The organism is Paraburkholderia ribeironis (assembly GCF_900019265.1).
GTDB classification, from domain to species: Bacteria; Pseudomonadota; Gammaproteobacteria; order Burkholderiales; family Burkholderiaceae; genus Paraburkholderia; species Paraburkholderia ribeironis.
In genome coordinates, this window is record NZ_CYGX02000019.1 from 218,834 (window position 1) to 233,615 (window position 14,782).

General features: G+C 63.4%; 10 protein-coding genes. 4 read left to right on the plus strand and 6 right to left on the minus strand.

Annotated features, from left to right (window positions below; translation table 11 throughout):
* Positions 1–55 precede the first annotated feature (55 nt).
* Both galU and BN2475_RS34595 read right to left on the minus strand, forming a co-directional pair.
* A complete protein-coding gene (galU, locus tag BN2475_RS10320) occupies positions 56–973 on the minus strand; it encodes a UTP--glucose-1-phosphate uridylyltransferase GalU (protein ID WP_094779417.1) in 918 nt (305 codons plus the stop codon).
* 303 nt (positions 974–1,276) lie between these two features.
* A complete protein-coding gene (locus BN2475_RS34595; protein WP_162844467.1) occupies positions 1,277–1,420 on the minus strand; it encodes a hypothetical protein in 144 nt (47 codons plus the stop codon).
* Positions 1,421–1,660: 240 nt separating this feature from the next.
* Here BN2475_RS34595 and BN2475_RS10325 point away from each other — a divergent pair, with 240 nt between their 5' ends.
* Positions 1,661–2,899 (plus strand): acyltransferase family protein, encoded by a 1,239-nt coding sequence (locus BN2475_RS10325; RefSeq protein ID WP_094779418.1) that lies wholly within the window; start codon positions 1,661–1,663, stop codon positions 2,897–2,899.
* A gap of 221 nt (positions 2,900–3,120) precedes the next feature.
* Here BN2475_RS10325 and BN2475_RS10330 read toward each other — a convergent pair whose 3' ends face one another.
* The 3 genes from BN2475_RS10330 to BN2475_RS10340 form a co-directional block, all read right to left on the minus strand.
* Positions 3,121–5,592: a glycosyltransferase family 4 protein gene (locus BN2475_RS10330; RefSeq protein WP_094779419.1), complete on the minus strand. Its 2,472-nt coding sequence runs from the start codon at positions 5,590–5,592 to the stop codon at positions 3,121–3,123.
* On the minus strand, positions 5,589–7,055 hold the full coding sequence (locus tag BN2475_RS10335; RefSeq protein WP_094779420.1) for a flippase: 1,467 nt from the start codon (positions 7,053–7,055) through the stop codon (positions 5,589–5,591). The genes BN2475_RS10330 and BN2475_RS10335 overlap by 4 nt, the downstream gene beginning before the upstream one ends.
* A 111-nt stretch (positions 7,056–7,166) precedes the next feature.
* Entirely contained in the window at positions 7,167–9,368 is a 2,202-nt protein-coding gene (locus BN2475_RS10340; protein ID WP_094779421.1) for an NHL repeat-containing protein, read from the minus strand.
* 694 nt (positions 9,369–10,062) lie between these two features.
* Here BN2475_RS10340 and BN2475_RS10345 point away from each other — a divergent pair.
* The 3 genes from BN2475_RS10345 (at position 10,063) to gmd (ending at position 13,228) form a co-directional block, all read left to right on the plus strand.
* On the plus strand, positions 10,063–11,187 hold the full coding sequence (locus BN2475_RS10345; RefSeq protein WP_094779422.1) for an acyltransferase family protein: 1,125 nt from the start codon (positions 10,063–10,065) through the stop codon (positions 11,185–11,187).
* Positions 11,184–11,942, plus strand: coding sequence for an SGNH/GDSL hydrolase family protein (locus BN2475_RS10350; protein WP_094779423.1), 759 nt, complete (start codon positions 11,184–11,186; stop codon positions 11,940–11,942). Before BN2475_RS10345 ends, BN2475_RS10350 begins: the two co-directional genes overlap by 4 nt.
* A 242-nt stretch (positions 11,943–12,184) precedes the next feature.
* Positions 12,185–13,228 (plus strand): GDP-mannose 4,6-dehydratase, encoded by a 1,044-nt coding sequence (gmd, locus tag BN2475_RS10355; RefSeq protein ID WP_094779424.1) that lies wholly within the window; start codon positions 12,185–12,187, stop codon positions 13,226–13,228.
* Positions 13,229–13,501: 273 nt separating this feature from the next.
* Here gmd and BN2475_RS10360 read toward each other — a convergent pair whose 3' ends face one another.
* Entirely contained in the window at positions 13,502–14,668 is a 1,167-nt protein-coding gene (locus BN2475_RS10360) for a glycosyltransferase family 4 protein (RefSeq protein ID WP_094779425.1), read from the minus strand.
* Positions 14,669–14,782: the final 114 nt, after the last annotated feature.

Sequence of the window (14,782 nt, forward strand, 5' to 3'; positions counted from 1 at the left end):
CACCGCCTCGCCCTGCACACTCAAACCCGCACTCAAACCCGCACTAAACCGTCACTCAGGCCGCTTCGGCCGTGTACCGGGCCGGCAAGTCGGCCTGCGTGTTGCCCTGCATGTAGGCCTGCAAATACGCTTCGAATTCCGTCTTCACTTCCGGGTGGCGCAGCGCGAATTCGACCGTCGCCTTCAGATAGCCGAGCTTGCTGCCGCAATCGAAACGCGTGCCGAAGTAGCGATACGCCAGCACCTGTTCTTCGGTGAGCAGCGACTGCACTGCGTCGGTCAATTGCAGTTCGCCGCCCGCGCCCGGCTTCAGCGCGCGGATATGCTTGAAGATGGTCGGCATCAGCACATAGCGGCCCACCACGCCGAGATTCGACGGCGCCTGGTCGGGCGCCGGCTTTTCGACGATGCCCGACAGCTTGATCACGTTGTCCTCCCACTCGCGGCCGTCGACCACGCCATACGAACGGCTATCTTCGCGCGCGATGGTTTCGACGCCGATCACCGAGCTGTGATAGTGATTGAACGTATCGACGAGCTGGCTCATCACCGGCTTCGAGCTGTACAACAGGTCGTCGGCGAGAATCACGGCGAACGGGCTGCCGCCCACCAGTTTCTCGGCGCATAGCACCGCATGGCCGAGACCCAGCGCTTCGGCCTGTCGCACGTAGAAACAGTCGACGTTGGCCGGCTTGATGCTGCGCACCAGATCGAGCAGCTTCTGCTTGTTGCGTGCCTCGAGTTCGGCTTCGATCTCGTAGGACTTGTCGAAGTGGTCTTCGATCGCGCGCTTGCTGCGGCCCGTCACGAAGATCATCTCGGTGATGCCGGCGGCAATCGCCTCCTCGACCGCGTACTGGATCAGCGGTTTATCGACGACCGGCAGCATTTCCTTTGGACTTGCTTTGGTAGCCGGCAGGAATCGTGTCCCGAGGCCCGCTACGGGAAACACGGCTTTGGTGACTTTCAGCATGGTAGGCATTCCCACATCGGTTAGAAGTTGGTGTGTTGGCGGACCTGGCGGCCAATCGATGTCGCCGGCAAGAGATGTCGCCGGCAAGACTAGCAAAAAAATCCGCCGGGTTCATATGCGAACTTCACGTGCGGATTTTTCTCTGCATGCATCAAATAATTCAATTCGCATTCGCATGCCGTATATCGGGAAAATACCGGAAATAATTGCTTATGTGAATTGAATTATTTTTCGGAGACAGAGAAAATTTTACAGCGCCCCGTAGACGCGGGCGATCACAGTGCGCATACGCGAGCCGCAGTGTTATTCCTGTTCTTCGACCGGAGGCAGCTTGCCCGGATTCATCCGGTACCGGCGAATAGGCTCGTTGCGCAAGGCCTCCCGGTAAGCGGAGGCGGCGGCGAGGATCAGCAGCACGGCGATGCCGGCGAGTAAATGCAGGTTCATGACTTCACCTCTGGTCAGGATATCCGTGCCTCAAATTAGCACGACAAAAGCGGCAAATAATTCGATGCCACATTGACTTATGCTTAATTACAATTCGTCACAAAATCGCCGTGTAATTCAATTCAACGGGGATTTTTTTAACAGTTTTCTTGCGGCCGCCGTGCTCTAGCATGTGAGACATCGCGGGCGCGCATGGCGCCCGGCTATCCGCTTTTCCTCCGTTCAGAATAAGGACCGCGCATGAGCGACTCAGCACTGGATGCCGCCGGCTCATCCCTGCCCCTCTCCCCGCCTCGTCAGAGCGCCGCCACATCAGGTGCGCACAGCGATGCGCGCGCCGACAGCGCAGGCAAGGAGCATGTGATCGATGCGATGCGGGGCTTCGCCGCGCTACTGGTCGCGTATTTCCATTGCCGCCAGGTGGCATGGGTCGGCATGCAGACGTTTCACCAGAGCGTCGGCCATGCGCTCAGTCCGGGCGTGCTCGCCGCCTATCTGACGTTCCCGATTGCATGGGGCTCGGCGGGCGTGCCGATTTTCTTCGTGATCAGTGGCTATTGCATCCATCGCGGCGGTGCGTTGCGGCTCGCCAGCAATCCCGCTTACCGGCTCGACGCGGGCAACTTCTGGGTGCGCCGCTTCGCCCGCATTTATCCGGTGCTGCTCGCCGCGCTGGTGCTGACCTTCGCGCTCGACTGGTTCAGCCTGCAACTGCCACCGGTCAGCCACAAGATCCGCGAGATCGGTTTGCAGTCGTTCCTCGTCAATCTGTTTTCGCTGCAGGGCGTGGCCGGCAAGACCTATGGGTCGAACGGCGCGCTGTGGACGCTGTCGCTCGAAGTGCAGTTCTATGCGGTCTATCCGCTGCTGTTCGCGCTGCGCCGGCGCATCGGCATGACGTCCGTGCTGGCGATCGTCGCCGTGGTGAATGTGCTGTCCGCCTATGTGCTCGAACGTCACGACATCCAGTTCTTCACGTCGTACTGGTTTTCGTGGACGCTCGGCGCGTGGATCGCGGACGCCCGCGCTCGGCGCGCGCCGCACGCACCCGCATCGGCGTGGCTCTATGGCCTCGCCGCGGGCTTCATCGCGCTCGGCTGCGCGGCGTTCCATTTTGGCCAGTACGGCGCGTTCCAGTTGTGGGCGCTCGGCTTCGCGTTCTATCTGTACAAGGCGCTCGACCATCGCAACGGCAAGCCGCGCAATACGGCCGCGATGCGCGTGCTGTCCCGCGCACTGTCCCGCGTGCTGTCCCGTTTCGGCGACTTCAGCTTCTCGCTGTACCTGATTCATCTGCCGATCTTCGTGCTGCTGTCGTCGGTGCTGTTCCGCTCGTCCCTGCAAATGTCGATCTGGCCGTCGTTCGGCTATATGCTGGTGGCCGTGCCGGTCGCTTATGTGTTCTACCGGGTGGTCGAACTGCCCGCCATGAAGTGGTCGGCCAGCTTCAAACCGAAAGCGGCGGCGCCGCAGCGATAGAAAAAGCGGAGCGAGAGTCGCAGGACTTTCGCTCCGCTGCTTTCACTCCGCCGTGTCAACGAAAAGGACCACCCGAGTCCCCGTCTATCCCCGCGTCAAACTCATTCGCGTCGAAGCTGCTTTGAAGTTGCTTTGAAGCTGCATCCGAGGGCTGGGCGTGCGGCCCAGCCCCAAGCCCGTCCGACATGCCGCCTGCCATCGCTCAACGCCCCCAAGCCTCGTTAGCGCTCCACCACGCGCTGCAAAATCCGCGCGACGCCGTTCACATACGTAGCGGTGCCGAACCGGCTCAGCGCGGTCTGATAACCGTTTCTGACCAGCCTGTTGCGCAGCTCGTCGTTCGAGCGCAATTGCGCGAGCACATCTGCAAGACCGTGCGCGTCGGCTGGCGTGCACAGCACACCGTTCTCGTAGTCGTCGATGATCTCCAGCACGCCGCCCGCGCGGGCCGCCACCACCGGCCGCTGCGCCAGCATTCCTTCGACGATCACGCGACCGAACGGCTCCGGGGTGATCGACGTATGGACGACCGCGTCGACCGCGCACATGCAGGCCGGAATGTCGTGCTGGAAGCCGAGGAAATGCACTCGCTCGCCAAGCTCGTGCGCGGCCACGAACGCATGCAATTCGCTCTCGTACTGGTCCTCGCCGAACAGCGGCGCGCCCACCAGCACCGCGTGCATTTGCGGATTGAGCACCATCGCCTCGAGCAGCACGTGCTGCCCTTTCCAACGCGCGAGACGGCTGAACGAGCCGACCAGGAACGCGTCCTGCGGCAGATTCAGGCGCTCGCGCAGCGTCGCTTGCGGGACCGTGCGCAACGCGTCGAACGGCTCGGCGGCGATACCGTTGAACACTACGTCGATGCGCTCGTCGTCGAACCGGGTGAGCGCGGCGAACGCACGCGCCGACGCGGCCGAATTGGCGATCACGTGCGTGAGGCCGAGCCGCGCGCACCACTTGATGATCGCCAGCTGCTTACCGCCAAAATGCTCGGGGCTGACGATATCGCGCAGATGCCAGACCACCGGGCGCCGCGCGAGCTTGCCGGCGATCGCGCCGATCACCATCGCGCGCTGCGTGTTCGCGTAGATCACGTCGGCGTCGCGCGCCCGTTTGGCGGTCGCCCGCACGAGCGACAGCAAGCCCTTGAGCGCCTCACCCTTCGGCAGCGACCCGCCCTGCTTGCGCACATGGCGTAGCGCGCCCGCATCCAGCACGTTGACGGTGACGCCGGTCCTCGCGAGCGCCGTGCGGAACGGGCCGTCGTCGAACAGCACGATCTCGATACGCGAGCGCAGCGCCTTGACGATTTCCAGCAGCGACAGCTCGGCGCCGCCGAGCACGCCGCTCTGATCGACGGCGAGAATGCGCGGCGCGTTCGCGACCGCCTCGGCCTTGTACGGCGCGCCGTGCGGCAGCTTCGCCGTGCGCAATGCCGGCACCGCCGAGCGCACGTGCGCGAAGAAACGTTCGCGGAAATGCGCGATGGAAAACTGCTCGGCATTGGCGCGGCAATCCACGGGTGAAAAGCGCCGGATGTTCTCGTCGAAGCGCTCCACCGCGGCGATGATCGATTCGGTATCCTGTTCATCGAAGAACATGCCGGTCGGCCGTGGCTCGGACAAATCGCGCACGGTTTCGAGCGCCCCGCCCTTGCCGTAGGCGATCACCGGCGTGCCGCATGCCTGCGCCTCGACCACTGAGATGCCGAAGTCTTCTTCGGCCGCGAACACGAACGCCTTCGCGCGGCTCATCCGGTCCTTGAGCACCTTGAACGGTTGGTAGCCCATGATCTCCACGTTCGGCCCCGCCTTCGCGCGGATCTTCTCCATGTCGGGACCATCGCCGATCACCACCAGCTTGCGCTGCGGCATGCGCGCGAACGCTTCGACGATCAGGTCGATCTTCTTGTACGGCACCATCCGCGACGCGGTCAGATAGAAGTCTTCCTTTTCGGTGCACAGCGAGAAGGCTTCGACATCGACCGGCGGAAAGATCACCTGCGCATCGCGCTGATAGACCTTCTTGATGCGCCGCGCGATAAAGTCGGAGTTCGCGACAAAGCCATCGACCGAATTCGACGTGCGGATATCCCAGTTGCGGATGTAATGCAGAATCAGCCGCGCCATTGCCGACTTCGGGCCGTTGGTCAGCTTCGACTGTTGCAGGTATTGATGCTGCAGGTCCCACGCATAGCGGATCGGCGAATGCACGTAGCTGATATGCACCTGGTCGGGGCCGGTCAGAATGCCCTTGGCGACCGCGTGACTGCTGGAAATCACCACGTCATACGCCGACACGTCGAGCTGCTCGATGGCGAGCGGCATTAGCGGCAGATACGAGCGATACCTGGTGCGCGCGAGCGGCAACTTCTGGATGAACGACGTCGTGACGGACTTGCCACGCAGGAAGCTGCGGTCGTCGAGAAAATCGACGAGGCTGAACAGGTCCGCATCCGGAAAGCACGCGATGATCTGCTCGAGTACTTTTTCCGCGCCCGCATACGTGACGAGCCAGTCGTGCACGATCGCGATGCGCACCGTCTTGTCGGTGCGTATCGCGGCGCGGCGCGGGGTGACCCGCGAGGTGGCCTCTACGCCGGGCAGCGCGGTGAGTTCGCTCAGGGTGCTGCGCGTCGCCGGTCGCAGCACGGCTTCTTCCAGGACTTCTTCAAGGACTTCGTGGTTCATGTGCTTTTCCTCGGATTCAGTCGCAACAGCAGTGAACGCGCAAGATTGCGCAAAGCGGGGGTCATCGTGATCGACCAGGCGACGTTCGCCGCGACCATCAACAAGCCGGCGCTGATCGCCAGCGCGAGACTCGGCAGGAAACTGGCAAGCCACAGGCTGGCCAGCAGGAACGCGAGATGGGCCAGCATGTCGAGCGTGATCTGGCGCGCACGGATCGCGGAGAAATGAAGGAGTACGGCATAGTCGAACAGTGCCCGGCCGGCCACGGCGATCGCCGCGCCGGTCAGGCCGAAGTGTGTGATGCCGAGCCACAATGCACCCGCGAAGAGCGGCAATTCGACCAGCCCGACCTTCGCAGCCATGGCCGGATTGACCTGCGACTGGATCAGGATGCGCGTCACGTTCGCCTGGCCGACCAGCCACACGGCGATGATCATGATGCGACCCACCGGCGCGGCCACGGTGGCGATCTCAGAGCCGACCCACAGATGCAGAAACGGTTCGAGCACCAGCATCGCGACCAGCGCGACCGGCGTAAACACACCGTTGAGAAATTCGAGCGACTGCTGCGTGATGGTGTCGGCATCCGCGCGGCCGACCGCCGACAGACGCGGAAACAGCGTGCGCACCAGTGCGGTCGGCACGATGTTCAGACGCGTGACGAGGTTTTGCGGCACCGTGTAGTACGTAACGAAACGCGCGCCCAGGCGCGAGCCGAGCATCACGCGATCGAGCGAGTCGGCGATCATCGTGGTGACGCTGGCAATCAGCATCCAGCCGCCGAAATTGAACAGTCCTTTCGCCACGCCGAATTGCGGCGGCAGAACGCGGCGGATTTCCAGCACTTTCAGCGCCGAGCGGCCCAGCAGCAAGGCAGCCAGAATCCGCGCGAACACCGCGGCGGCCAGCACGTTCTGCAGCGTTGCGCCCAGCCATAGCGCGGCGCCGAGCGGCAGCAACTGGAACAGGAAAGTGCCGATGGTCTGATTGGTGTTGTACACGCCGAAGCGTTCCGCGCCGTTGATCGCGCCGGCGAACACCCACGACACGTTGGCGATCGGAATCGCCAATGCGAGCCACGGCAACGCCATATACACCTCGTGCTGCAACTCGGGCGAGACCTTGGTGAAATACGCGGTGTAAAGGAACGCGCCGAAATAGATCATCAGCCCGCCGACCACGCCGGTCGCGAGATTGAGCCATGTCGCGCTCCAGAACACGCGCGCACTCTCCTGCTGGTCGCCGGATGCGCGCGCCTTCGAGATGTGGTTCTGCGCGGCCATGCTCATGCCGAGATCGAGAATGCCGAAGTAGCCGATCAGCGTCCACACGAGACTGATCACGCCGTAGCGCTCGACGCCGAGCAGCTTGATATACGACGGCACGGTCACGAGCGAGACGAAGGTCGGCAGCACCAGTCCGAAGAAATTGATCGCTACGTTTCTGAGAATGCCTTTGTCCATCAGATGCCTTGAGTTGACTACGTTTGCGTTGCGGATTGCGCGGGCTTATCCCCATTTGCCTGGCATTGCGAAGCAATGCCTCACGTCACCCAACTGATACCCGCCACCCGATCAAGGTTTCCAGCGATACATCATCACTTTGCCGCGGGCGTCTTCCTCGACGAATATCAGGTACTCGCCATTGCTACGCTGCGCCGCGCTGATGCCGTTGGGCACGTCGACCCAGCCCGACGCGCGGCCCACTTCCGCGCCCGGGCGAATCACGCCGAGTTCCTTGCCGCTGTCCTTGTCCCATACGTGCACGGCGCCGACCGGTTCGACACCGAAGAGGTACTGCCCCTCGACGGTCAGGCCGATGATCGTGACGATGGGTTTGCTCTGCGTTTGCCACGGCAACACGATCGTGTAGCGCGGCACCGGCGCGGCCGCCGACCAATGGTCGTAGCGCATCAGCACGCGGCCCACTTCCTTCCAGAAGCCGTGGTCGAACGGCGCGTCGGACGTATAGCCGCTCACGTACAGCGTGTCGGTGGCGGGGTCGTAGATGGCGCGGCGCAGTTCCGTGAAGGGTTGCGGCACCGGGTATTGCGTCAGGTTCGAATACGAGTAGACCGGATTGCCCTTCGCATCCAGCCCGCCGAAACGGAAGCGATAGATGCCCTTGTTGTCGCGTGTGCGCCAGATGTCGCCGGCGGTGTCCACCCACCAGCCCCAGCCGCCCGCGAGCTTGGTGCCGCTCGTGTTGGGCGTGAATTCGTCGGCATTGAAGCGGCCGTCGCCATTGGTGTCGCGCCACATCCAGTCGCCGCCCGGCGGCGCATTCGGCACCTTCGCGACCGCGCGCTCGCGGCCTGCGATGAAGCCCGACGGAATCGCCGTTTCGCCCTCGTGCTGCGGATCGAAGCGATAGATCTTCAGATGGTCCGCATACATGTCCGTCAGGTACAGGAACGTGCGGCCCTTCAGCTTGCGCGCGATCGGCAGGCCCGGATACTGATCCGTGTGGAACACCGGGTCGTCCGGATACCTGAAGCGGTTCGACAGGAAGCCCGCGTATTTCCAGTCCTGTCCCGCAGGCTTCGACAGATCGAGTTCGAAGCGCTTGTTGCCGGTATAGACGCTGTCCGGCCGCGCCGGATCGATCCACGCGCCATCGACGAACAGGAGCCCCTGCACCTGCCAGTTCTGTTTGCCATCGGCTGCATAGCTTTCGAGCGTCGCGCCGAGGCCCGCGCCGATCGGCTCGTAGCGCGGACCGATGCCGTTGGTCGACACATACACGTTGCCGCGCGCATCCACGCCGACGCCGGTCAGTCCATTGAAACGCTGTGGCCCCGGCTTGCCCGCGACGCCGTTGAATATGCCGCCGCGTTCGCCGAGCGCGCCCGACTCCGCATAGCGGCCCTCGCGCTTCGTGAAGAACAGCACCTGCTGGCGCGGACCGTTGTCGGCGATCAGGATGCGGCCTTGCGCATCGACGGCGAGATCCACCGCCACCGCATCCGCCGGCAGCGTGAAGTCTTCATCGATGCGCTGGCCGGTGGCGGCGTAGTGTTCGACATGCGGCGCGCGCTCGTTGCGGGTGCCGCTCAGCACCCATAGCGTGCCGTCGGCCGCGAGCGCGATGCGGCCGGGCTCGTGCACGCTCCACGTGGCCTTGCGTTGCATCGATTCGGCGTCGTACACCTCGATGCGATCGCGTGCGGTGTTCGCCGCATACAGCGTGGTGTCGTTCGCCGCCAGGCCGCCGATTTCGGCGCTCGTGCCGGTCGGCTCCTCGTTCATCATCAGGAAGCCGGCTGCGAGTTGCGCGTGTGGGTCGGCGCTGTTCGCGGCCGGCTGGAATGGCGCGACGCGTTTCGGATCGGCGATCTGGCGGCGTGAAATGCCAAACCATTGCTTGCCCTTCTCCGGCCACACACCCTGCCCGACCAATCGTCCCTTTTCGTTACCGACCGCAATCGCCACGAACGCGTACTTGCGATTCACCGCGATCGCGTTGCCACCGCCGTTGCCCCAACCATGTGTGCCGCCCGCGAAGCCGAGCATCTTGCCGTTCTGATAGACACTGGCTTCGGCGCCGCTCTCGTCCCACGGCGCGTTGGTGTACACCTTGCCGTCGGGCGTTACGGCAATCGCGGTGATGTTGATCTGCGCCCACGTGCCGTCACCGAACCCGAAGCTATTGCCGAGCCATGACGTCTTCGCGTTCAACACGGTTTCAGCGCACACGCTGAAACTGGCCGATCCCGCAGCCATGCCTGCGACGCATGCCGTCACGGCGAGCCAGCTTTTGAACGTGAAACGCAGCAAGGTAGATCCTCCAGTCAACGCCGCACCGCGCTCGGGGCAAACCCCGGCGCGGCGACGCAATCCAGTGAGTGACGGTCGAACCGCCGCAAGCCACGCAAGAACGTGTGACCGATTCGTGCAGGAAGGACGTAGGCGATACCGATGCGGAACCGAATGGCTTGACGCGCAACCGCGCCCATCCACACGGAACACACAGAACAAACGGAACGCGCGGCGCACGCGCCATCCCGGCCATGCCAATCCGCACGGCTTACATTACGCGGAAAAAACCCCGCGACGAAAATAGAAAATAATTCAAAAATATTCGACGCATTAAATACTGGGAAAGAAATTGATTTAAAAATCGATCAAATTGAAACGCGCGCCGGCGCGCAACCGGTAGGCGATGTTTTTGCGCATCTTTGCCGATGCTTCGATGCGCGAACTGCATTTATTACGCATTACGTCATCGCCTCGACACAAACACATAAATCCATTTCAAATGGATAATGAAACACCCTGTTGCAAACTGATTCAATTATCCAATTCATTGCGGTTTTTTCGCGATTTTCTTTTCCCTAGAATCGATTGCACTTGCGTTGCGACGCGAAGCGAGCGCGCCAGCTGGTTGCCGAACGCTCGCATGCCGCTTCGCCCGGCCCATCCGCTTCTGCTTCTCATCCGCTTCTCATCCGCTTCACACCATGGACGGTTCATGACTGCCAGCGCATTGCCCCTCGCGCCCTCTCACTCGCGCATCGTGCAGCTCGACGGCCTGCGCGCCATTGCCGTGCTCGCGGTGTTCGCGCAGCACGCGCTGAAAGCGCCGCTGTGGATGGGCGTCGACCTGTTTTTTGTTCTGAGCGGCTTTCTGATCAGCGGCATCCTGCTCGATCGCAAGGTCCGTCAGCAATCGTATTTCCGCTACTTCTACGCGCGCCGCGCACGGCGCATCCTGCCGCCGTATCTGCTGCTCATGGTGGTGTCGTCGATCCTGTTCGGTCTCGCCTGGGCGCAGCACTGGTACTGGTACGCGTTCTTCGCGACCAATATCGGCGATGCGCTCAATCAGAGCGGCCACGACAGCCTGAATGTGCTGTGGTCGCTCGCGGTTGAGGAGCAGTTCTACATTTTCTGGCCGTTCGTGATCCTGCTGGTGCCCGAGCGCCTGCTCGGCTACGTGGCCGCCGCGCTGATCGTGCTGGTGCCAGTGCTGCGCGCGGTGGCTACGCCCTGGTTCGATTCGTTCTGGCCGATCTACTACCTGACGCCGTTTCGCATGGACCTGCTCGCAGCCGGCGCGCTGCTGGCGGTCGCGGTCCGCCGCGATCGCGATGCGCTCGAACCGTACAAGGGGCTCGCGGTGCTCGGCTTGTGCGCGGCGCTCGCCGTGCTGGCGTGGCTGCATCTGCATTTCCCGCGCTTTCGCGCGGCGAATACGCCGCTGTCGAACGCGGGGCTCTACAGCGTTTCGTTGGTGCTTTGTACTTCCGTCGTGGTGATCGCCCTGCAAAGCAAGGGCATCGTCAAACGGCTGCTGTGCAATCCGGTGCTGGTCTACCTCGGCACCATCAGCTACACGATCTATCTGATTCACCTGAGCGTGCTGTACGTGCTGTGGCCGTTGCATCTGAATCGCTATCTGTGCGCTGCGCTCGCGCTCGCGATCACGCTGGTCTACGCGAGCATCACGTGGTTTGCGTTCGAGAAGCGCCTGATCTTCGGTGCGCGCCGTCAGGCCCAGTCGCAGCCGCAGCCGCAGCCGCAGTTGCACACGCACGCGCCGGTCGGCGGTGGCGTCGGTGGGCACGCGCGGCAGCAGCCGCAAAGCCGCGCATGACACGGCGTCGCTGGTTGGCCGCAAGCGTGTGCGCCGCGCTATCGACCCTGCTGGCATCCAGCGCCGCGACGTGCGCCGCACGAGCCGACGCGGTGCAAGGATCGCAGGCACCGCAAGCTCCGCTGCTGATCGACGCATACGGCGATTCGACCACGCTCGGCATCACCTGCCATGACGGCCATTGCGGCCCGCAATCGCAAAACGCCGTGGCTTACCTGCAGGACGCATTGCGCGCACATCACGGCGACCGGGTGCAGGTGACGAACCTCGGCGTGGGCGGCACGACGGCCACGCAGTTGCGCGACGGCACGGGCAATCGACGCGCCGGGCCGAGCGCCGGTCTGCCGTGGCGCGAGCGCCTCGCGGCATCGCCCGCGCGGATCGTGTTGATTAACTACGGCATCAACGAGGTGATGCAGAACCAGACACCTGAGCAGTTCTACACGGCCGAAACGACACTCGTGAAAACCGCTCGCGCGCTCGGCAGGCAGCCGGTTCTGCAGACCTCCAACCCGATGCCGGACAACCGGCTCAACGCGCGGCTTGCCGCGATGGCCGCGATGACGCGCCGCGTAGCCGAGGAACAGCAGGTGCCGCTCGTCGATCAGTTCGCTTACATCAGCGGTCTGCCCGACTGGAAGACGTTGATGTCCGACGGCGCGCATCCGAAGCCGCAGTTGTACCGGCTGAAAGCCGAGCAGGACTATCAGGTCGTCGAACCTCTGGTGCGACGAAAGCTGGACAGCATGCCCTGAAGCTCTTTTTCAAGCGCGCTTAGTGATGTCCGTTCGTGAGGTCCGTTCGTGATGTCCGTTCGTGATGTCCGTTCGTGATGTCCGGTCGTGAGGTCCGGTCGTGACGTCAGCTTCGTGAGGTCCAGTTGGTGGAGTCCACGGAGCGTGCTTCTGAAATGCGCTTCCGGGTGTGCCGATGAAATGCGCCGGAACCGGCGCGAATGCTTTTTCCTTTTTTCTTTTACCAATATCGAAGGCAAGCTATGAGCCAACCACGCAAAGCGATCATCACCGGCGTCTCCGGACAGGACGGCGCCTACCTGACCAAACTGCTGCTCGAAAAGGGCTATCACGTAACCGGCACTTACCGGCGCACCAGCTCGGTCAATTTCTGGCGCATGCGTGAGCTCGGCGTGCTCGATCATCCGAATCTGCGTCTGGTCGAACACGATCTGACCGATCTGGGTTCGACGCTGCGCCTGCTCGAAGGCACGCAGACCGACGAGCTGTACAACCTTGCTGCGCAGAGCTTCGTCGGCGTCTCGTTCGATCAGCCGGTGACCACCGCCGAAGTGACCGGCATCGGTGCGCTGAATCTGCTCGAGGGATTGCGCATTCTGAGCCCCAACACCCGCTACTACCAGGCATCGACATCGGAGATGTTCGGTCTCGTGCAGGCGGTCCCGCAGCGCGAGAGCACGCCCTTCTATCCGCGCAGTCCATATGGCGTCGCCAAGTTGTTCGCGCATTGGTCGACCATCAACTATCGCGAGTCATACAACCTGTTTGCGAGCAGCGGGATTCTGTTCAATCACGAATCGCCGCTGCGTGGCCGTGAATTCGTCACCCGCAAGATCACCGACACGGTCGCCAAGATCAAGCTCGGCAAGCAGGACGTGCTGGAGCTCGGCAACCTGAGCGCGCAGCGCGACTGGGGTTTCGCGCTCGAATACGTGGAAGGCATGTGGCGCATGCTGCAAGCCGACACGCCCGATACCTTCGTGCTCGCCACCGGCCGCACCGAGACGGTCCGCGACTTCGTGCGCATGGCGTTCGCCGCCGCGGGCTACCAGCTCGAATGGTCCGGCAAGGACGAACGCGAAACCGGTATCGACGTCGCCACCGGCAAGACTCTCGTGCGCGTGAATCCGAAGTTCTATCGCCCGGCCGAAGTGGATCTGCTGATCGGCTGCGCGGACAAGGCGCGCGACACGCTCGGCTGGCAGCCGCAGACCACGCTGGAACAGTTGTGCCACATGATGGTTCATGCGGACATCGGCCGTAACGAACATCATGAGACGCTCTGAGCTGGCGTAGCGCTGCGCGTGAGCTGGCGTAGCATTGCGCGTGAGCTGGCGTAGCGCTACGCGGCGGGGCGGCTGTGCGCCGCTCCTCGACGCGAGGCCTGGTCGCCATGACCCAGGCCTCGCGTTTTTGCTTTTCATCGAGCCGCGCTCTGCATTGCGCGGCTTGTGAGGTCAGCTGAAAGTGACGCTGCCGTGTGCGCGCTTCGTGCGTCGCGCCGTCACCATGCCGTGTCACCCCGCAGTGTCATCATCGTCATCATCGACACCTGCGCCTCAATGCACCCCACCCGCCGCTATCGCCTCGCCATACACCGACGCGACCCGCTTCGCGATCACCGAGTTATCGAAGTTCTCACGCGCGTAACGCCGGCACGCCTGCGCGTCCGGCAACTTCAAGGTGCCCTTCAGCGCGCTGGCGAGACCATCCGCGATCGCCTTCGCACCCGTCTGCGGCAGCACCAGATCCGGCGACAGGCCCGCCACCGCTTCCGGCAGTCCACCCACCGGTGTCACCAGCACCGGCGTGCCCGAGGCGAGCGATTCGACCGTGATCAGCCCGAAGCCTTCCAACGCGACGGTCGGCACGACGCTGAGGTTCGCCGCACGGTACAGCGCCGCCAGATGCTGATCGGGCACGAAGCCGAGCAGCTTGACGTTGTCGTCGAGGCCGGCCTCGCTGATGCGCGCCTGCAATTCAGCTTCGAGCCGCCCCTTGCCCGCGATCAGCAGCAACACGTCGGGCGCGCAGCGCTTCACCAGCTTCACCGCGTCGATCAGATCCTCGAGACCCATGCGGCGCACGAGGCGCCGCACCGCCAGCACGATCGGCCGGTCCTGCGGCAGTTGCAGCTTCAGACGCGCCTCGGCCGGCGTGATCGGCAGATTGAACTGCTCGACGTCGACGCAACCGGGCACCACGCGCACGCGCTCCGGCGCAATCCGGTAGCGCGACGTCAAGATCTTGCCGAATGCCTCCGACAGCACGATCAGCCGCGACGAGCGCGCATACACCGACTGCTCCAGATAGTGCTTGGCGCGCTGGCCGAGCGAATCGGCGCCTTCGACGTGGCTCTCGTCGGCCCACGGTCCCTGAAAATGCGAGACCTGCGGAATACCGCGCGTCACGTCCAGGCCCGGGAACGTGTACAGCGCGAAGTGCGACGAAATCACGTCCGGGCGCGCCGTGCTGATTTCGTGGCGCAGCGCGCGGCGTGCCGCCATCAGCCGCAACGGCAGCGATTGCGCGGCCGGACCGAAGCCGTTGATCGCACCGTTCGTATCGGCGGCCACTTTCGGCGAGCCCGCCACCACGCCGCGAACCGCGACGCCCGCGCCCGGCAGCGCGCCGACCAGAGAGTAGTACATGCGGTCAAGGCCGCCCGCACGCTCAGGAAACCAGTGCATCCCGATCTGCAGCGATTTGATTGAACTCGTCGTCATGGTTGTTGCCCCTGTGCGTTCTGTGAGTAATGTTGGTGCTGTGCTGTGGGTCCTGCATGCACCGCTTGCACCGCGCGAAGCGGCCAACGCGGTGCCACGCCGCGCCATGCGCGA